This window comes from Neobacillus sp. DY30 (assembly GCF_030123065.1).
In the GTDB taxonomy this organism is placed as follows: domain Bacteria; phylum Bacillota; class Bacilli; order Bacillales; family Cytobacillaceae; genus Neobacillus.
In genome coordinates this window covers 4,705,060-4,724,659 of sequence record NZ_CP126093.1, presented here as the reverse complement: position 1 = coordinate 4,724,659, position 19,600 = coordinate 4,705,060, and the positions used below count along the sequence as shown (strand labels likewise).

Genomic DNA, 19,600 nt, shown 5'->3' with positions numbered 1-19,600 from the left:
TAAATATAAATGGAACTTCAATTTTCACGTCACCGCCGATTACGTACAAGTGCTAATATGCGTGCACTCGTTAGAGAAAACCACCTAACACCAGATGACTTCATCTATCCATTATTCATCTATGAAGGAGAAAACATTCGCAGAGAAGTTTCTTCTATGCCTGGTGTATTCCAAGTTTCAATGGATAACTTAAAAGCTGAAATGGATGATATCGTTGCACATGGTATTAAGTCTGTTCTATTATTCGGTATTCCTACCACAAAAGATGAGTGCGGCACTCAAGCATTCCATGACCACGGCATTATCCAAGTGGCAACTCGCTGGATTAAAGAACATTATCCAGAAATCATTGTGGTTGCAGATACATGCTTGTGTGAATATACCAGCCACGGGCACTGTGGTATGGTCGAAGGCGATAAAATCTTAAACGATGAATCTCTTGAATTACTTGTAAAAACAGCCATCGCCCAAGCCGAAGCGGGCGCAGATATTATTGCTCCTTCCAATATGATGGATGGTTTCGTAGCAGCAATTCGTGCCGGTTTAGATGAAGCTGGGTTCAAAGATACCCCAATCATGTCTTATGCCGTTAAATATGCTTCTGCTTTTTACGGACCTTTCCGTGAGGCAGCAGAAGGCGCACCACAGTTCGGTGACCGCAAAACCTATCAGATGGACCCTGCAAACCGGATGGAGGCATTTAGGGAAGCCGAATCTGATGTGGCTGAAGGTGCTGATTTCTTAATCGTAAAACCAGGTATGCCGTATCTTGATATTGTTCGCGATGTTAAAAATAATTTTAACCTTCCTGTTGTTGCTTATAACGTCAGCGGGGAATATTCCATGATTAAAGCTGCAGCTGCAAATGGCTGGATTGATGAGAGACAAACGGTAATGGAAATGTTAATTGCCTTTAAACGTGCAGGTGCAGACCTAATTATCACGTATGCTGCCAAAGACGCATGCCGCTGGTTAAAAGAAGAAAAATAATTTTAAACTGAAATGAGGAACAGATAATGCGCTCATATACAAAATCAGTAGAAGCATTTAAAGAAGCTCAACACTTAATGCCTGGCGGTGTTAACAGCCCGGTACGTGCTTTTAAATCTGTAAATATGGATCCGATTTTCATGGAAAGAGGAAAAGGTTCAAAAATCTATGATATTGATGGGAACGAATATATCGATTACGTTTTATCTTGGGGACCGCTGATCCTTGGGCATACAAATGATAGAGTGGTTGAAGGTATTAAAAAGGTCGCTGAGCTTGGTACAAGCTATGGTGCACCGACAGTAATGGAAAATGAATTGGCTAAGCTTGTCATTGAACGGGTACCATCGATTGAAGTAGTAAGGATGGTTTCATCCGGGACAGAAGCGACGATGAGTGCGCTCCGCTTAGCACGCGGCTATACAGGCCGTAATAAGATATTAAAATTTGAAGGCTGTTACCATGGACATGGTGATTCCTTGTTAATTAAAGCTGGCTCCGGTGTCGCTACGCTTGGATTACCAGACAGCCCAGGTGTTCCTGAGGGCGTTGCCAGCAATACGATTACAGTAGCTTATAACGACCTTGAAGGAGTTAATTACGCTTTTGAGCAATTCGGTGATGATATTGCTTGTATTATCGTTGAACCTGTTGCGGGTAATATGGGGCTTGTGCCGCCGCTTCCTGGATTCTTAGAAGGTCTTCGCGAGATCACTTCCCAGAACGGAGCCTTGTTGATTTTTGATGAAGTTATGACGGGATTCCGTGTTGGCTATAATTGTGCGCAAGGATATTTTAATATCATGCCAGATATCACTTGCCTTGGAAAAGTAATTGGCGGCGGTCTGCCGGTTGGCGCATATGGCGGTAAGGCAGAAATCATGCAGCAAATTGCTCCAGCAGGTCCAATTTATCAAGCGGGAACACTATCTGGAAATCCGCTTGCGATGACAGCTGGCTATGAAACATTAAGCCAATTAACTCCTGAGCATTACGAAGAATTCAAGCGCTTGGGTGATTTACTTGAAAAAGGGATTACGGCAGCAGCTGAAAAATATGATATTCCCGTTACCTTCAACCGTGCCGGTTCGATGATTGGGTTCTTCTTCACTAATGAACCTGTAATCAACTATGAAACAGCAAAAAGTTCTAACCTGGATTATTTTGCTGCGTACTACCGTGAAATGGCTGAACAAGGAGTATTCCTGCCGCCGTCACAATTTGAAGGATTGTTCTTGTCTACAGAACATACCGACGAAGACATCGAAAAAACAATCAAAGCAGTAGAAATCGCTTTTTCAAAACTTAAATAATACCTTTTACACTCACCTAAAATGAACTGCCCCCCGTCAAGTAGACAGTGGAAATAATAAAAATGATTTAGGCGGCTTTAGCTCTATATTCAATAGGGCTAAGGCCGTTTAGTCGTTTTTGATATCTATCGTGATTATAAAAATGTATGTATTCATTTATCGCTAAAGTTAGTTCTTCAAATGTATTATACTTACGCCTATAATACTTCTCACATTTAAGTGTTCCCCAAAAGGATTCCATTGGTCCGTTATCAATACATCTGCCCACTCGGGACATACTTTGCTTCATCTTTACTGCATCTATTCTTCGTTTAAAACCTTTCGAGGTATATTGAAATCCACGATCACTATGGATAAGAGGGCGTTCTCCATTCAAAAGTGCTGTAGCTTGGTCAAGTGTCTTGAATACAAGTTTATTATTATTGGAATGCCCGAGGACATAGCTAACAATCGATCCATCGTATAAATCACGAATGGCGCTTAAATAAGCCTTCTTTGCCCCATATTTAAGTTCAGTGACATCCGTAACCCATTTTTCATTAGGCTTTTCTGCTGTAAAATCGCGATTTAGTACATTTTCTGCCACATGCTGAGGGGTAGAACTTTTGTATGAATATTTCTTCTTTATCCGAATAACCGAGCGTAAATTTCCGATTCCCATTAATCGATAGATTCTTTTATGATTGATGTCCTCTTCAAATTTCCGATTCATATGTAACGTCATTTGTCGATAACCAAAAGTTCCATCTACTTTCTCTTGAAGAGCTTTCATTTCTTCTATAATCTTTCTATTCTGGAGTTCTCGATCTGTAGGTATGCGATTAAGCCATTTATAGTAAGCAGCGCGTGAAATACCGGCTATTTCACAAAGTAAAAGAATGCTCAAATTCTCTTCCTGATGAAGCTCCTGAATAGCAATGTACTTATCTTCAAATCGGACTTGGCTTATTTTCGCCTCCTTTCGATCTCCTCTAACTTTTTTAAGAATAAATTCTCCGCACGTAACCGCTCATTTTCTCGTTCTAACTTTTTCATTTGAAGCTGCATTTTCTCTTCTGAGGTCAGCTCTACTTCTTCTTTCTTCCTTCCTCTTTTATCTTTGAGTGCTTCTTCTCCGCCATCTTCATATTTCTTAACCCACTGGTACACTTGTTGATAAGAGACATTATGGGTCTCAGATGTTACTTGATAATCTTTTCCGTTCCCTAGACAATCAAGTACTATTTGAATCCTTTCATCCCAAGTAGTTTTTCTCCCTTTAGTCATAGAGCTCGTCCTTTCTTTTGACGTATCCTTTAATTCTCTATGACTATTATACTTCTTTATCCAACAACGAAGGGTGGAAGTACTAGGAATTTCATACTTTCTAGTTACCTCCCGAATGGAGTATTCGCCGCTAAGATAGTCCTTTACTGCGTCCTGCTTAAGTTCCTTTGAAAACCTCCTCCAGGTAGAGGATTCTTTTAATCCATCAACTCCGTATTTTTTATATTTATATATCCAATCATAAATGGAGACTTTATGGACGTTATATATAGATTCTAGTTCGGAAATGGAATGACTTCCTTCTTCTAATGCTTTTATTATCCTGATTTTATCCTCTAAAGAATGCACTCTTTTTGACATAAAAAAAACTCACCCTTTAAGGCAAACAGATTTTTATTTTTTAATCTGTCTACCTTACCGGGAGCATATCAAAATTGGTGAGTGTTTTTTCGTGTATAAAAGGGCTTTTTTATCATATTTAAAACCATTCGTTCATAGAGTGTAAGTGACATAGTGATTTTGCTTAAAAGGAAACGAAAGGAGGAGTCGCTTTGTCTCAGGAGAATCAATCGTGCCTGCGATTTTCCTTGGAGGAGTCTTTGTGGTTTAGAAAAGGACAGGAAGTAACTGAACTTGTGTCGATTTCTCTAGACCCGGATATCACCATCCAGGAAAATGATCAATATGTAACCATACGTGGTTCGCTGGAATTAACAGGCGAATATAGAAATGACGAAGAGAGTACAGTGGAAGAGGAAGAGTATGTACCTAACCAAAAGTATGTAGAAAGAGTGGATCCACAAGAGGAAGGCATCTGTGAGTTCTCACACCGTTTTCCTGTCGATATCACGATTCCGAATAATCGGATACAAAGCATTTACGATATTGACGTGATTGTGGAGTCATTTGATTATTCCATTCCGGAACGCAGCTGTCTTAAATTGTCCGCAGAATTAACCATCAGCGGCCTGTATGATTCAACACAACAAGAGGATGAAGCGGTTGAAGAAGAACAGTTTGAAGTTCTTCATCGCTATCAGGTAGAAGTTCCTAGAGAAGAAGAGCTAGAAGAAGCTGAACAAGAAGAGAATCAATTTGAGGATACGTTCTTATTTGAAGCGGAAGCGAGGAAACAGCCAGAAGAAGAAAAGATTGAAGCTTTTCCGAAGTTTCCAACCTTTACGTATGAAGAGCCTGAAGAAGAGGAAGAGCCTAAACTGCCCGAGCAGCCTATTGTTTATGAACATGCAAGAAGTGAAGCAAATGAGCAGATCCAAAAGATAGAAGAAATCGTGGAGGAAGCTCCAGCCCAGCCAATTGCAGAACAAGAGGTTAAAGAGCCTGTGGAAGCAAAAGAACCAGTCCTAGAGGAAAGTTCGTCTTCACCAGAAGCGCCGCCAAAGCAAGCCAAAAAGAAGGCTGGGAAGAAGAAAACAATGACATTAACGGAGTTCTTTGCCCGCAAGGAAGACAGCTCTGATCAAGCTAGATTAAAAGTTTGCATTGTTCAAAAGGGCGATACGCTGGATGGTATTGCCGATCGTTATCATGTATCGGTCCCAAATTTGCTGCGTTACAATAATCTTGAGCTCAATCAAGATGTCTTTGAGGGTCAAGTATTATATGTTCCTGCTGCATTAGCAAAAAAATAGTCAACCTAACACAGGGTGAGCGGGTTTATAACCTGCTCACATCTTTTTAAGCAGTTTGCTATGGCTGAAAGGCAGATGAATGTCGATGCGGGACACAAATCAGGTAGATTCCTTGATACCAATTTTAAATAACTACCAAGTACAGCCTAATTATGTTGAGGAACACGGCAATATTAAGAAAATCTATTCCAATAAAGGGACATTTGCATTAAAGAAAATTGACCCGGCAACTGGAACCGATTTTATTCGTCATGTCCATCTTCTTTACCAAAAGGGCTACAATCGAATTGTCCCTATTTATCCAACCATGGACGGGAGATATGCAGTTCTCCATGATAAAGCCTTATACTACTTAATGCCATGGATGTCGAATGAAATAAAGGAAGATCGTACACAGAAACACCAGCAGCTTTTTCGTGAATTGGCAAGGCTTCACACGATTACTGCTAAAGAAATCAGTGTGAATAAAGAGGAGCGGACAGAGCATTACGAAAAAACGATTGAGGTGCTCGATAAGAATCAGGAGTTTCTGGATGGATTTATCGATGAATGTGAAAAAAAGACGTATATGTCACCATTTGAATTGGTATTTTGCTTATACTATAACGAAATCACTCAGGCACTTCGCTTTTCGAAAACTAAATTCGAAGAATGGTATGAAAAAACAAAGGAAGCAGAAAAAGCACGAATGGTCATTGCACATGGAAAAATCTCATCCGAGCATTTTCTTTATGACGACAGAGGGTACGGTTATTTTATTAACTTTGAAAATACCCATTATGGCTCACCGATTCATGATTTATTGCCATACTTATCCCGTTCCTTTAATACCCAGCCAACACGAAATGATGAAGCGGTGGATTGGATTTACCATTACTATAAATTTTTCCCATTCAAAGTGGATGAAAAACTACTATTCTTTAGTTATTTAGCTTATCCGATCCCGATCATCCAGGTAGTCGAACGGTATTATAAAAAAGAACAGCCAAAAAATGAGCTGAAATTTGTCCGAATGCTGCAACGCAAATACTGGCACCTAAAGAATTCAGAGTATGTTGTAATGAGGATGACTGAACTCGAGGAACAAGAAAAGCAGGCAAAAGAAGGAGCCCAACAGCAATAACTTTGCTTTTTGGGCTCTTAAACAATTTCAAAATAGATTGATACAGCAATGGCAATAAATATGGCTAACAAAAGTACATCGAACACAGTGGGAATAAAAAGTGTTCGGACTAATTGAAAAATCGTAAACGGCAAAATCAACTGCTCACATACTCTCCTGCAGGTTCGATACCAAGGAGTATAGGAGTATTTGGTGATAAATTTCCTCCGTTTCATATCTTCCTTCCCCTCTAAAATGGCATTTCTTTTATGTATATTCTTCCTTGATAGTGAATTCTCCTATTTCCTTAACGTTTTTTACAAAATCGTATATAATATAAAAAAATTGGTTATCATTATTGACGTCAAGATAACTTTTTGGGTAGTATAACTATATCAATTAAAAAGTAAAAGCATAGACAGGGAAGAGTACGACGTTAACCTGCTTAAAGAGAGGGAACCATTAGCTGAAAGGATTCCTAAGCAGACACTCGGAAGGTCGCCCTTGAGCTTCTTCAGCGAACGGATACATGTATCCCACTAGTTGAAGACGGATCAAATCCGTTATCCATTTAAGTGCCAATTAGTTTTTTTATGATTGGAAAAAAGGTGGTACCGCGAAGCAAACTCCATTCGTCCTTTTATGACGAATGGGGTTTTTTGTTTGTTTAGTTTTCACTAAAAGACAGAAAAAGTAAAAAGGAGATGGTCAAATGGAAACAAAGGAAATTACGATGCCGACGAAGTATGATCCACAGTCGATTGAGCAAGGCCGCTATGAGTGGTGGCTGAAAGGAAAGTTTTTTGAAGCACAGAATGATGAGGGCAAGCAGCCTTATACGATTGTAATCCCGCCGCCCAACGTTACTGGAAAGCTGCACTTAGGGCATGCTTGGGATACAACATTGCAAGATATCGTTACGCGGATGAAGCGGATGCAGGGCTATGATGTTCTCTGGCTTCCAGGCATGGACCACGCTGGTATCGCAACGCAGGCAAAAGTTGAAGAAAAACTTCGCAGTGAAGGCAAAAGCCGTTATGATTTAGGACGGGAAAAGTTCGTTGAGGAAACATGGAAATGGAAGGAAGAATACGCCTCCCATATCCGCCAGCAATGGGCAAAACTTGGTTTAGGATTAGATTACAGCCGTGAACGTTTTACACTTGATGAAGGATTATCGGCAGCAGTACGAGAAGTATTTGTAACTTTATATAATAAAGGCCTTATTTACCGCGGCGAATACATTATAAACTGGGACCCTTCAACAAAAACCGCTTTATCCGATATTGAAGTTATTTACAAGGATGTACAAGGTGCATTCTATCATATGAAATATCCATTAGCAGATGGTTCAGGACATATCGAAGTGGCAACCACTCGCCCAGAAACAATGTTAGGTGATACAGCAGTTGCCGTTCATCCTGAAGATGAGCGCTACAAGCACCTAATCGGTAAAACCGTTATTCTTCCTATTGTTGGCCGTGAAATTCAGATTGTTGGCGATGATTATGTTGATATGGAATTCGGTTCCGGAGCTGTTAAAATTACTCCAGCACATGACCCGAACGATTTTGAAATCGGCAACCGTCATAATCTTGAGCGTGTTCTTGTTATGAACGAAGACGGCACCATGAATGACAGAGCTGGAAAGTATAAAGGTATGGACCGTTTTGAATGCCGTAAGCAAATTGTTAAAGACCTTCAAGAACAAGGCGTTCTTTTCAAAATTGAAGAGCATTTGCACTCCGTTGGTCATTCGGAGCGCAGCGGAGCAGTAGTTGAACCTTACCTGTCAACACAATGGTTTGTTAAAATGCAGCCACTTGCGGATGAGGCAATCGCACTTCAAAGTAAAGAAAACAAAGTTAACTTTGTTCCAGACCGCTTTGAAAAAACCTATCTGCACTGGATGGAAAATATTCGCGACTGGTGTATTTCTAGGCAGCTTTGGTGGGGTCACCGAATTCCTGCTTGGTACCATAAGGAAACAGGTGAAGTATTTGTTGGTCACGAAGCCCCTGCCGATAGTGAAAATTGGGAGCAGGATAAAGACGTATTGGATACATGGTTCAGTTCTGCACTATGGCCGTTTTCCACAATGGGCTGGCCAAATGTAGAGGCAGAAGACTTCAAGCGTTTCTTCCCAACTGATGTACTTGTAACGGGTTATGATATCATTTTCTTCTGGGTATCCCGGATGATTTTCCAAAGCCTTGAGTTTACAGGCGAACGACCATTTAAAGATGTTCTCATCCATGGCTTAGTTCGCGATGAACAAGGTCGTAAAATGAGTAAATCCCTTGGTAACGGTGTCGATCCAATGGATGTTATCGATAAATACGGTGCCGATGCACTTAGATATTTCCTATCAACAGGAAGCTCGCCAGGTCAGGATTTACGCTTTAGCTTTGAAAAAGTTGAGTCCACTTGGAACTTCGCGAATAAAATTTGGAATGCTTCTCGTTTTGCCTTAATGAACATGGATGGCATGACCTATGAAGAAATTGATTTTAGTGGAGAAAAATCAGTTGCTGATAAATGGATTCTTACTCAGCTAAATGAAACTATTGAAACAGTTACAAAGCTTTCTGAGCGCTATGAATTCGGAGAAGCAGGCCGTGCACTATACAACTTTATCTGGGATGATTTCTGTGATTGGTATATTGAGATGGCAAAGCTTCCATTGTATAGTGAGGATGAAGCTGCAAAGAAAACTACTCGTTCCATTCTTGCATATGTTCTTGATCAGACAATGCGTTTGTTACATCCATTTATGCCATTCATTACCGAGGAAATCTGGCAGAACCTTCCACATAGCGGAGAATCAATCACGACCGCAAAATGGCCGGAGGTAAATCCAGCATATAGTGATGAACAAGCAGCCCAAGAAATGAAGATGTTAATGGAAATGATTCGTTCCGTTCGAAATATCCGTGCTGAAGTGAACACGCCGATGAGCAAGAAAATAAAAATGCTTGTTAAGGCGAAAGATGACGCGGTATTAAAGGCACTTGAAAAGAACCGCAGCTATATCGAAAAATTCTGTAACCCAGAAGAATTACAAATGGGTACAGACCTTGAAACACCGGAAAAGGCGATGACGGCAGTCATTACCGGATTGGAAATCATTCTTCCATTAGAAGGATTGATTAACATTGAAGAAGAAATTGCCCGGCTAACTAAAGAATACGATAAATTGTCAAAAGAAGTAGAAAGAGTGGAAAAGAAACTAAACAATGAAGGCTTTATGAAAAAGGCGCCTGAAAGTGTTGTTGCTGAAGAACGGGCAAAAGAAAAAGACTATCGTGAAAAAAGAGCGTTAGTCGAGGCTCGTTTAAATGAGCTAAAAGGTTTATAATAAGAAGAAAATGAGACGAGTCCTTTATTAAGGATTCGTCTTCTTTTAGAAAACATAAAGTTGGGGTGCCAGAAATGTTTACAACCTATAACGAAGCCCTTGAATGGATTCATGGAAGATTAAGACTCGGCATTAAACCAGGACTTGCCAGAATGGAATGGATGATGGAGAAACTCGGGTCCCCCGAATTGAAAATGAAAACCGTCCATATAGGCGGTACAAATGGAAAAGGTTCGACGGTAACCTTCTTGCGTTCGATCCTCGAAGCAGCTGGGTATTCGGTTGGTACCTTTACCTCACCATATATCGAACAATTTAATGAACGAATTTCCGTTAATGGCAAGCCAATTAGTGACAAAGAAATACTAGAATTGACCAATGTTATTGTTCCGCTTGCAGACGAATTAGAAGAAACAGAGCTTGGCGGACCGACCGAGTTTGAAGTCATCACAGCAATGTCTTTCTATTATTTTGCCAACATAAATCAGGTGGATATTGTTCTTTATGAAGTCGGCTTAGGCGGAAGATTTGATTCCACTAATGTTATTCAGCCAATAGCTTCTGTGATAACAAACATCGGGCTGGATCACACGAATATTCTAGGACATACGTATGAGGATATTGCATTTGAAAAAGCGGGCATTATAAAGGAACAAATTCCTATTTTCACTGCTGTGAAGAATCAGAATGCCCTAAAGATAATAAAAGAACAGGCTGCTAACAAGCATGCTCCAATTTTTATCCTAAATCAAGATTTTTCAATTACTGCACATCGTTCACGAGAAACTGGTGAAATGTTTACTTTAAGTAGTGCTAATTTTGTATTTGAACAATTAGAAATCAATATGATTGGCCAGCATCAAACAGAAAATGCGGCATTATCTGTAATGGCATCACAATATATCAATCAGCACGAAGAATTTTCAATCTCTGAAAATGCAATAAAAACAGGATTGAAGAAAGCATATTGGCCAGGCAGGTTTGAAATCCTGTCGAAAAGTCCACTAGTTGTCGTCGACGGCGCTCATAATGATGAGGGGATTTCGGCCCTGACACATGAACTTTCAAATCGTTATTCTAACTATAATATCCACATTATATTTGCTGCATTAAAGGATAAAAAGTTAGATAAAATGATATCTCAATTGGATCAAGTTGCAGATGAAATCACATTTGTATCGTTTGATTTTCCACGAGCAGCAGAAGCAATGGATTTGTTTTCATTAAGTAATTCGAAACATAAAAGTATCAGCGAAAATTGGCAAGCTTATCTTGCCAAATCCATCCAAAATCAAGAGCAGGATTCAGTACTAATCATTACAGGATCGCTATATTTCATCTCTGAGGTTAAGCTATATTTAAGTGAATTTTTAAAAAACAATACCATTTCACTATGACAATCTAAAGTATTTTTGATAATATTAGTTATATCTCAATTTCAAAATAATGTAAGTGGAGGGGGAGTGAAGTGGCAGTACATCCAAGAATGAAAAAAGCAATCTTTCTTGTCTGGTTATTGTTCGTTCCAGCAGGAATGTGGTTTACCTTTCAAACATTTCCTCCTCACTTTTCTGGAGAATGGTTAGATTTAATAGCCTTTTTGACGTTAACATCAGTTGTGGCATTTATGCCAATGGTTATAAATAATACTCCTATTTTTTTAATTCAGTGGGTCTCACTAGCAACATTTTTAAGTTTTGGCTTGTTCATTGAAATGGTTTTTGCCCAGGCGGCTGTTATTTTATTACTCTTAAAGCTGCGCATTCGAAAGGAACAATATTTCCGAATACCATTAAATTTGATAATGTTCTTCCTTGTATCTTTGGTGAGTGGTGTGGTGTACTACTCGTTAGGGGGAAAAACTGGCCCCAGCCTAATAAACGACACAAATGCTATATGGCTTGCCGCAATTTACGCATTAGTTAATTACTTCTTAAATCAGGTCATTATCTCCTTTTATTTATTCTTTATTTATAAAAGAAAGGAATCCTACTTTGGTAAGGATTTCATTGTCGAAACCATCACTACATTTATTACTTTACCACTGGGTTTTGTTTTATATATGTCTTATAACCAGTTAGGTTTATTAGCTTTATTGATTGTAGCGGTGCCATTTGCCAGTTTATCGATCATTTTTAAGCTGTACTACTCAAGTCAAAAAATCAATGAATATTTACAAAAAGCTGCCGAAATTGGTCATCAAATGGCTGAACGTCTTGAGGTTGATGGTGTTATCGATCTTTTTATTCAAAAGCTTAGTGAGATGCTTCCAGTTGACTATGCTTATATTTTTGATGTTATCAGTGAGGACGAGCTTCAATTAGTCCGCCGCATTCAGTGTGGGACTGGAATTACTATAGAGAATGCTAAAATCAAAAATAATCAGGGAATTAGTGGAAATGTCTGGAAAAAGCAAAAAGGCTGCTTGTATCACTCGAAAAAAGATTGGAAGCCCTATTCGAAAGGATATCTTCCTGATGATGCAGAAAGTGTACTAGCCGTACCAATTGTCAGAAATAAAAAGGTTATTGGGGTCTTATTGCTAGCTTCAAAGCAGAAAAGAGCTTATGAGAAGTCTCAGTTGATGATCGTTGATATACTGTGCTCATATTTTGCAGTCGCAATCGAAAATGCTAAGCATTATGAAGTAACGAAAACACAAAGCGAGCGCTGTGCATTAACAAATTTATATAATTATCGATACTTCGAAAAAATTCTAACGGAGGAATTCGATAAGCTATTTCATTTCGAACGCAAAGTGTTATCATTAATCATTCTTGATATCGACCATTTTAAATCGGTCAATGACACATATGGGCACCAGAGCGGAAATGAAATTCTTTGTGAATTGGCAGCTAGATTAAGTAATATAGTCGGTTCAAGGGGAACCGTTGCCCGTTACGGCGGGGAAGAATTTGTTGTTTTACTCCCAGAGGCAGACAAAGAAGAAGCCTATCAACTTGCAGAAATGATTAGACAATCTATCGCCAATTGGCCATTCATCTTACAGCAATCATTAGAGCTAAAGAAGCAGCAGGTGAAAATTACAGCATCCATAGGAGTTGCGACAGCACCTGAGGATGCGGAAGATCCGTTTGCTTTGGTACGACATGCGGACAGAGCATTATATGTAGGGGCGAAGCGGGCTGGGAGAAATCGGGTTGCGGAATATTCATCCTGTTAATAGCTCAAAAGGAGCTCATAAATGTTATTTTCTAACATTTATGGGCTCCTTTTTTTATTTTTTACAATGTCTTCTTCTATTGAAAAGTAAATATCATGCTGTTAAACTGAAAATGATATATACTAGCAAAAATATACAAAAAAATACAAAAACGACATAAGTTAGAAAACACTAAAGGATGATGAAGCATGAATGAAAAAGGTTTGACATTAATTGAGGTACTTGCTTCCATTGTTATACTGTCAATAATTGGAGTGTCACTTCTAACATTTTTTGTGCAATCCGCCCGTTCTAATAATCTATCAAAAACAATGATGGATTCAACATATGTAGCTCAGACACAAATGGAAGAAATAAATAATTATAACCAAGGCTCAACATCCACTACCTCGATTTCTATGCTAGGTCAAAAATTAATAAACTCTGGTAGTTATACAAGATATTATGATATAGGGGGTGGGTGCACTACTACTTCTACCTCTACATTTTGCTACGGTAAAACTCTAGCTGGAGATAAACGTTATGTTGATGTGAAATTAAGTACCCATTCTGCTGAAATTGGTAAGGTTTTATTAAAAGTATATAAAGATTCTACTAAAACAAAGCAAGAGGCTCAAATGGAGATGTTTATACCTTGGAAAAAATAGTGGGTGATAATTTGAAAACCAATGAAAGAGGATTTACATTAATCGAGGTTTTAGCGGCACTTGCGCTTGTTTCACTTATTATCCTCCTTGCTGGTTCTATGAATCTTTTCGGTACAAAGCAAACGAATTCACAAAAAGCAGAAATCCAGAACCAATCCAATGATCGTTTAGCGATGAATATGGTAACAAAAGCAATAAGACAAGCAGATCCTGCTACTGTAGAGGTTATAAATGATCAAAACATCTTGAAAATAAATAATGTTAGGTACTATCTAGACGGAACTTCATTAAAAAAAGAAACGGATGTTTTAATTTCAGATATTCAAAGATTTACTGTTAAACGAAATGGCGACCAAATATTATTAGAAATAGGAAAACTCCCGCAAACAAAATTATATCTAAGGGATTAGGTGGATAGGTAAATGAATAAATTCCTCCGGCGTATAGAAAAACAAAATAATGAACAAGGTATGGCATTAGTCATGGTTCTACTAGTTATAGTAGTTGTTTCAATCCTAGGAGTAAGCCTCATGGGGTTAGCTGCTTCAAATGTTAAGATGAGCTCTGGGGAACGAAATAATCAATCAGCTTATTACATTGCTGAATCTGGTGCTACCTTAATAATGAATGAGGTTACTAAAGAAGTACAGGCTGCATATAATACCGCTACAAATCAATCCTCTTTTTATATGGATGTGAAATCAAGGTTAACCAACACCACTTTTTCTAACGAACGTGAGATAACTAGCTTTGAACAAAATTTTGGAGAGCAGCCAATTGCAAAGGTAAAAGTTGAAAAAATATATCCAACAAATGATAGTAATGGGGAATATAAAATCATTTCTACAGGGACGATTAATAACCGGACCAGAACAGTTGAGCAAAAATTTAATATTAGATGGAGTGTAGCTTTTCCACATACAGCTGTATTTGTAGATAATAAAATAACAGTAGGCAGTGGAGGTTCAATAATTAACGGATCGATTGGTACAAATTCAATTGAAAATAATGCTATTACTTTGCATGATTCAGGTAGTATAAAATCAACTGATCCTACTAAATCTGTGCAAATTTTAGTAGGACCCGGTGGCGGGCAAGAGGTAGTAAATCTTTCAAACTTTACAAACATTACTGCATTACCTGAAAAAATATCGTTAGATATGAAACCGTTTAAGGCAACCCCACCAGGTGCATATACTTCACCTTTCGGCGATATCGCTGTTCCAACAGATGGTAATGTAACAATCAATGCAGATAAAATGTTTAACAATTTACCTAATACAATTAAGCTAAATGATTTAAAATTAAATAATAACAATTCATTGACACTGGATATAGGTGCTAATAAAATAGAGCTATTTGTTAATGATTTATTATTAAATAATAATAGTACTTTAAGTATAAAAGGAACCGGTACATTATCAATTTATGTTACTGGAAATCTCACAATTGATAATTCAGCTATAAAACAGGATGACGTAGAGAAGGATAGCCTGATAATATATTTGAAAAAATCATCAGATCCTGCCGTACCTAAAACTATAAAGGCAAGTTCTAGTAATACAGGTATTACCGCTAGTATTTTTGCTGAGGATGCAACATTTCAATTCACAGGTGGGGAATTCCACGGCCGATTTGTTACTGGTGGAATTGTAAATATTGCAGGTAATAATGTAATTCAAGGATCACTTATTGCAAATTCATTAGATATAACTGGTAGTTCAAGTATTACCTTCTTACCAGGATATGCTACCTTGCCATTGCCTGATTTTAAGGTATTTCCTTTGAATCCTGAGCCAGTACGTGAAAAGTAGTTAGGTACTGTAATATTTTCATTTTTCACCACTTCAAATCTGGTAAATTTTCACCAGATTTGAAGTGGTGATTTTTATTTCACTTTAATAAAATTTGGTATATGCTTGAAATTTTTTCCATGATTTGTATTATATTTCATAAATGTTTTCCAGCTTCTTTAAAATTTAATGATAATGTAATAAAATATGAAATAGAAGAATTATGTCTGATATAGGCTAATTAACCTATTAAATAGAAAAAAATGTAATAATGTGTAGAGTGATAGGAGAAACGAACTAAATTAAGGGGATGTATGGAATGCAGTCAATTATTTGGGCCTTTGGGTCTATGGTCGTACTTTTAGGGATTATATCTTTTCTGCCGATTGGACTTACAATTAAAGGTAAAGTGATTGTCGGTATTGCTGGTTTTGTTTTATCAATTGGAGGATTGGCTGCCACTTCAACGATTCCGTTATGGTCTACCTTTTTATTATTGCTCGTAATTACTTTCTTCACTGCCTATTTAATAGACTCTCGTATGAGAAAGGTAATCTATTATGAGAGAATATCTCCTGAGGAAGAAAGCTATCAAAATTTTGAAGAACCATTTTCGAATGGTAAAAAAGATAGAAAAGAAGAAGTAATTTTTCAAAATGAATTAACTGAACTAAAAACTCTAAATGAAATTGAAGAGAATTCAGATTCCATTGAGAGGGAAGACCCAAAAGGGCGAGCACCGATTGTTTCTGAATCACTTTTACAAGATGATTTCAAACTTGAAGAAATAGATTTTACAAATAATGAGGATATTTTAGATGTGCACGCTAGGGGAGATAACATCGAAGGGAATTTAGAACTCTCTTCAATTTCAGAAACTGATAAAGAAGATTTGCTTGAAGAACTTTCTGACTATAATCTGTTAGGAGTAAATGAAAATTTTGAACGCCCATACTTTAATGATTCGGAGACGGGGGAAGGATACCTTTCAGAAATTGAAAGTTTATTAGATGAACCTCAAAGAGAAGAGTTTTATGGTCAAGTTTCTGAACCCCAGACAATTGAATATGAAGAGAACGTTTCTATTTCTGAAGAAAGCTGGCTTGATGAGCTTTGGGAGTCTGAAGTAATGGCTAACGATGAAAAAAATGAAGGCGTAATGCTTGAAAACAAGCCTAAATTAGAAGATTTAGAGTTAGAAATTATGTTTGCAGCAAAAGAAGTGGCAGCGAGTGTTGAAGAGCGGGGGCCCGAAAAGAAACTTGCTGAACTACAAAAGTAATAGGATGAGAGAAGAGGGACAGACTTGTGGGTAAAAATCAGCAATTAGTCAAATTGTTTGTGGTTCTATTTTTTAGTACAGCATTTATATTTAGTTCTTCTCATTTTGGTTTACAAGCTTTTGGTAAATTAGCCAACGTTGATGGAAAATTTGCAGATGGAACAACCGTAGGACCAGTTGATTTAACAGGTAAGTCAGAAAGTGAAGCCATTTCATTGCTAGAAGAAAGCTTTGTTAACTGGGTAAATAATACAAAAATAGAACTACAGTATAGTGAAAGAACAGTTCCTTTTAATTTAAGTTTATTTGATTTTGATGCCACCCAAACAGTTTTATCTATTCAGAAGGGACAAAGTAATACAGCATTTATTTCTGTCGATCAGTTAGAAGTGGAAGAACAAATTAAAATACTTTTTCCAGAAATTGATAGTGAAGAAATAGCGATAGATAAGCTAACAAACCATTTAAATCAAACATCCTCACAATTTGTAACAGGGAATATTCAAATCTATTTAAATAACGAATTTGTATTAAATAAAACATCTCAAGAGGTAAAGCTTAGTGAAGCAACAATTTCTTTAACAGAAACTCCTAATGATTTACCTGCTATAATTACCGCTTATCCAGAAATTCAGGTCGGTGAGGAGGGGGCCTTCTCTTTATTAGAATTTGCTAAGCAAAAGGGCTTAGAAAATTCAGCTTCATTAAATATCTTAGCAACAGGTATTTATCAAGCGGTATTACCAACAAACTTTTCAATAAACTCTAGAAATATCAGCGTGGCATTACCAAATTATGCTCAATTGGGTTTTGAAGCAAAGGTTAATTTTGCAGAAGGTGTGGACCTAGTTATAGTAAATCCAAACAAGGTTAAATACTCATTCACTCTTCATTTGGAAAACAATATATTAAAGATTGCACTAAAAGGAGACAGGCTTCTTAACAGCTATAAGATTAGTAAAAAGGATGAACAGGTCTTAAAACCAAAAACAATTATCCAATACAGCCCATTGATTACCCCTGGTCAAATTAGTGTTCAGTCAGAAGGAACTAATGGGAAAATCGTTAAAGTATTCCGAGACATTTATCAGGGAAACCAACTGTTAAATAGCGAACTTATGGCGGAAGATTATTATCCACCAGTATATCGTGTAGAAATACACGGTTTAGCTGGGGGAGCAGCTGCTACTGGGCAGACCAGCACAACCACTAGCACAACCGGAACCAATCCAACTGGAAGTCAAACACAGACACCATCAACATCTGTCACAACTCAACAACAATCTGATGACCTTTGGGGGAAGCCAAATGAACAACCAAAATAAAGAAAAACTTAGTAGGGATTTAAAATGAGACAGGTTCGAAGAAGACTTGGAGACCTATTAATTGAGGCAGGCATCATTACATCTGAACAATTGCAGTCCGCATTAGATGAAAAGGCCCCTAACCAAAAGATTGGTGATGTATTATTACAAAGAGGTTATATAACGGATCAACAGTTAGCAGAAGTCCTAGAACGTCAGCTTGGAATCCCTCATATAAACCTTTTACAATATCCTTTTGATACCAATCTTTTTTCATTAGTTTCAAAGGAAACAGCTAAGCGAAATTTAATCATTCCTTTAAAAAAGGAAGGTAATAAATTATTTGTTGCTATGGTCGACCCGATGGACTTTATCGTTATTGATGATTTAAGACTAGCAACTGGTTTTCAAATTGAAACTGCAATAGCGACAAGAGAAGATATCATAAGAGCAATTAATAAATATTACAATGTTGACGAGGGATTAGAGGAGCTTTTTGACGATCTGCCAACCAATCAGTCTGGTCAAGATGACGATGTTACCAATTTGGACTCACCGATTGTAAGGCTTGTCAATCAACTACTAACCAATGCAGTTGTTCAAAAGGCGAGTGATATCCACATTGATCCACAGGAAACCAAAATTGTCGTACGGTACCGTGTGGACGGCGTGTTGAGGGTAGAACGTGTCTTGCCTCGTCATATGCAAAGTGTTTTGACTGCAAGAATTAAAATTATGTCGAACCTTGATATAACCGAGCACCGCATTCCTCAGGATGGACGGATAAAAATGAATCTTGATTTTCATCCAATTGATCTCCGGATTTCAACCTTGCCTACCGTTTACGGTGAAAAAATAGTAATGCGTATCTTAGATATGGGTGCGGCTTTAAATGATTTAGCAAAGATAGGGTTTAATACGTTAAATTATAAACGGTTTACTGAAATGATTGAGCAGCCGACTGGAATCGTGTTAATTACGGGTCCTACAGGTTCCGGTAAGTCTTCAACGCTTTATGCAGCACTAAATAAACTGAATAGCGAGGAAGTAAATATCATTACCATCGAGGATCCAGTTGAATATCAATTAGAGGGAATCAATCAAATTCAAGTCAATACGAATGTAGGGATGACATTTGCGGCTGGTCTGCGCTCTATATTACGTCAAGACCCTAATATTATTATGGTCGGGGAAATTCGTGATAAAGAAACGGCAGAAATTGCCGTTCGTGCATCTTTAACTGGACATTTAGTGTTAAGCACTTTGCATACCAATGATTCATTAGGAACAGTCACAAGGTTAATTGATATGGGAGTAGAACCATTTTTGATTGCTTCCTCCTTGACTGGGATTGTAGCTCAGCGTCTTGTCCGTAAGGTTTGTCGTGTTTGTGCAGAAGAGCAAGAACCAACGCAGCGTGAAAAAGAGATTTTTGCAAGAAGAGGGTTAAAAATTGATAAGATCGTACGTGGAAAGGGCTGCCCATCCTGCAATATGACAGGATATAAAGGGAGGGTGGCTCTTCATGAAGTACTTGTCTTAAATGACGACATGAGAAGAATAATCATGAATGACGATTCTTTTCAAAGGTTAAAGGAGCAAGCGATTAAAAATAAAACAATTTTCCTAATTGACGATGGGTTGCTCAAAGTAAAACAGGGATTAACCACTACGGAAGAAGTATTACGCGTAGCGATTTTGGAGTAGGA

The 19,600-nt window shown here is 37.9% G+C and carries 15 protein-coding genes and 1 other annotated feature; of the genes, 13 read left to right on the top strand and 2 right to left on the bottom strand.

Annotation, left to right across the window (positions count from 1 at the left end):
* The first annotated feature begins 9 nt into the window (after positions 1-9).
* Both hemB and hemL read left to right on the top strand, forming a co-directional pair.
* Entirely contained in the window at positions 10-990 is a 981-nt protein-coding gene (gene hemB, locus QNH29_RS23400) for a porphobilinogen synthase (RefSeq protein WP_283861691.1), read from the top strand.
* A gap of 26 nt (positions 991-1,016) precedes the next feature.
* The gene (gene hemL, locus QNH29_RS23395) at positions 1,017-2,303 is read left to right on the top strand and encodes a glutamate-1-semialdehyde 2,1-aminomutase (protein WP_283861690.1); all 1,287 of its coding nucleotides are present in this window, start codon (positions 1,017-1,019) and stop codon (positions 2,301-2,303) included.
* Between the two features lie 67 nt (positions 2,304-2,370).
* Here hemL and QNH29_RS23390 read toward each other — a convergent pair.
* A protein-coding gene (locus QNH29_RS23390) for an IS3 family transposase (RefSeq protein WP_283861689.1) occupies positions 2,371-3,929 on the bottom strand; the annotation gives its coding sequence in 2 pieces (ribosomal slippage) (positions 2,371-3,287 and positions 3,287-3,929; 1,560 coding nt in all).
* 191 nt (positions 3,930-4,120) lie between these two features.
* Between QNH29_RS23390 and spoVID the strand changes: the two genes are divergently transcribed.
* Both spoVID and ysxE read left to right on the top strand, forming a co-directional pair.
* Positions 4,121-5,221, top strand: a complete 1,101-nt coding sequence (spoVID, locus tag QNH29_RS23385; RefSeq protein WP_283861688.1) for a stage VI sporulation protein D — start codon at positions 4,121-4,123, stop codon at positions 5,219-5,221.
* Positions 5,222-5,306: 85 nt separating this feature from the next.
* Positions 5,307-6,344: a spore coat protein YsxE gene (ysxE, locus tag QNH29_RS23380; RefSeq protein ID WP_283861687.1), complete on the top strand. Its 1,038-nt coding sequence runs from the start codon at positions 5,307-5,309 to the stop codon at positions 6,342-6,344.
* A gap of 17 nt (positions 6,345-6,361) precedes the next feature.
* On the opposite strand, the gene QNH29_RS23375 is transcribed toward ysxE, so the two are convergent.
* A complete protein-coding gene (locus QNH29_RS23375; protein ID WP_283861686.1) occupies positions 6,362-6,559 on the bottom strand; it encodes a hypothetical protein in 198 nt (65 codons plus the stop codon).
* Between the two features lie 170 nt (positions 6,560-6,729).
* Positions 6,730-6,966: a binding site (T-box leader), on the top strand.
* Between the two features lie 69 nt (positions 6,967-7,035).
* On the opposite strand from QNH29_RS23375, the gene QNH29_RS23370 reads away from it, so the two are divergent.
* The 9 genes from QNH29_RS23370 (at position 7,036) to QNH29_RS23330 (ending at position 19,598) form a co-directional block, all read left to right on the top strand.
* Positions 7,036-9,681, top strand: a complete 2,646-nt coding sequence (locus QNH29_RS23370) for a valine--tRNA ligase (RefSeq protein WP_283861685.1) — start codon at positions 7,036-7,038, stop codon at positions 9,679-9,681.
* 74 nt (positions 9,682-9,755) lie between these two features.
* A complete protein-coding gene (locus QNH29_RS23365; RefSeq protein ID WP_283861684.1) occupies positions 9,756-11,078 on the top strand; it encodes a bifunctional folylpolyglutamate synthase/dihydrofolate synthase in 1,323 nt (440 codons plus the stop codon).
* 71 nt (positions 11,079-11,149) lie between these two features.
* Complete coding sequence (locus QNH29_RS23360; RefSeq protein WP_349654871.1) at positions 11,150-12,865, top strand: sensor domain-containing diguanylate cyclase; 1,716 nt, start codon at positions 11,150-11,152, stop codon at positions 12,863-12,865.
* Between the two features lie 188 nt (positions 12,866-13,053).
* A complete protein-coding gene (locus QNH29_RS23355) occupies positions 13,054-13,512 on the top strand; it encodes a type IV pilus modification PilV family protein (RefSeq protein ID WP_283861683.1) in 459 nt (152 codons plus the stop codon).
* On the top strand, positions 13,512-13,922 hold the full coding sequence (locus tag QNH29_RS23350; protein ID WP_283861682.1) for a PilW family protein: 411 nt from the start codon (positions 13,512-13,514) through the stop codon (positions 13,920-13,922). Before QNH29_RS23355 ends, QNH29_RS23350 begins: the two co-directional genes overlap by 1 nt.
* Before the next feature lie 12 nt (positions 13,923-13,934).
* Positions 13,935-15,326 (top strand): DUF7305 domain-containing protein, encoded by a 1,392-nt coding sequence (locus QNH29_RS23345; RefSeq protein WP_283861681.1) that lies wholly within the window; start codon positions 13,935-13,937, stop codon positions 15,324-15,326.
* A gap of 298 nt (positions 15,327-15,624) precedes the next feature.
* Entirely contained in the window at positions 15,625-16,587 is a 963-nt protein-coding gene (locus tag QNH29_RS23340; RefSeq protein ID WP_283861679.1) for a hypothetical protein, read from the top strand.
* Positions 16,588-16,613: 26 nt separating this feature from the next.
* The gene (locus QNH29_RS23335; protein ID WP_283861677.1) at positions 16,614-17,912 is read left to right on the top strand and encodes a hypothetical protein; all 1,299 of its coding nucleotides are present in this window, start codon (positions 16,614-16,616) and stop codon (positions 17,910-17,912) included.
* 24 nt (positions 17,913-17,936) lie between these two features.
* Positions 17,937-19,598, top strand: a complete 1,662-nt coding sequence (locus QNH29_RS23330; RefSeq protein WP_283861676.1) for a GspE/PulE family protein — start codon at positions 17,937-17,939, stop codon at positions 19,596-19,598.
* Positions 19,599-19,600 lie beyond the last annotated feature (2 nt).

What these genes read in the sequence shown, in the direction of transcription:
- QNH29_RS23375 (WP_283861686.1), bottom strand. Translation starts at nt 6,559, where the DNA reads ATGAAACGGAGGAAATTTATCACCAAATACTCCTATACTCCTTGGTAT.
- hemL (WP_283861690.1), top strand. Translation starts at nt 1,017, where the DNA reads ATGCGCTCATATACAAAATCAGTAGAAGCATTTAAAGAAGCTCAACAC.
- QNH29_RS23330 (WP_283861676.1), top strand. Translation starts at nt 17,937, where the DNA reads ATGAGACAGGTTCGAAGAAGACTTGGAGACCTATTAATTGAGGCAGGC.
- QNH29_RS23345 (WP_283861681.1), top strand. Translation starts at nt 13,935, where the DNA reads ATGAATAAATTCCTCCGGCGTATAGAAAAACAAAATAATGAACAAGGT.
- ysxE (WP_283861687.1), top strand. Translation starts at nt 5,307, where the DNA reads ATGCGGGACACAAATCAGGTAGATTCCTTGATACCAATTTTAAATAAC.
- QNH29_RS23365 (WP_283861684.1), top strand. Translation starts at nt 9,756, where the DNA reads ATGTTTACAACCTATAACGAAGCCCTTGAATGGATTCATGGAAGATTA.
- QNH29_RS23355 (WP_283861683.1), top strand. Translation starts at nt 13,054, where the DNA reads ATGAATGAAAAAGGTTTGACATTAATTGAGGTACTTGCTTCCATTGTT.
- hemB (WP_283861691.1), top strand. Translation starts at nt 10, where the DNA reads ATGGAACTTCAATTTTCACGTCACCGCCGATTACGTACAAGTGCTAAT.
- QNH29_RS23340 (WP_283861679.1), top strand. Translation starts at nt 15,625, where the DNA reads ATGCAGTCAATTATTTGGGCCTTTGGGTCTATGGTCGTACTTTTAGGG.
- QNH29_RS23370 (WP_283861685.1), top strand. Translation starts at nt 7,036, where the DNA reads ATGGAAACAAAGGAAATTACGATGCCGACGAAGTATGATCCACAGTCG.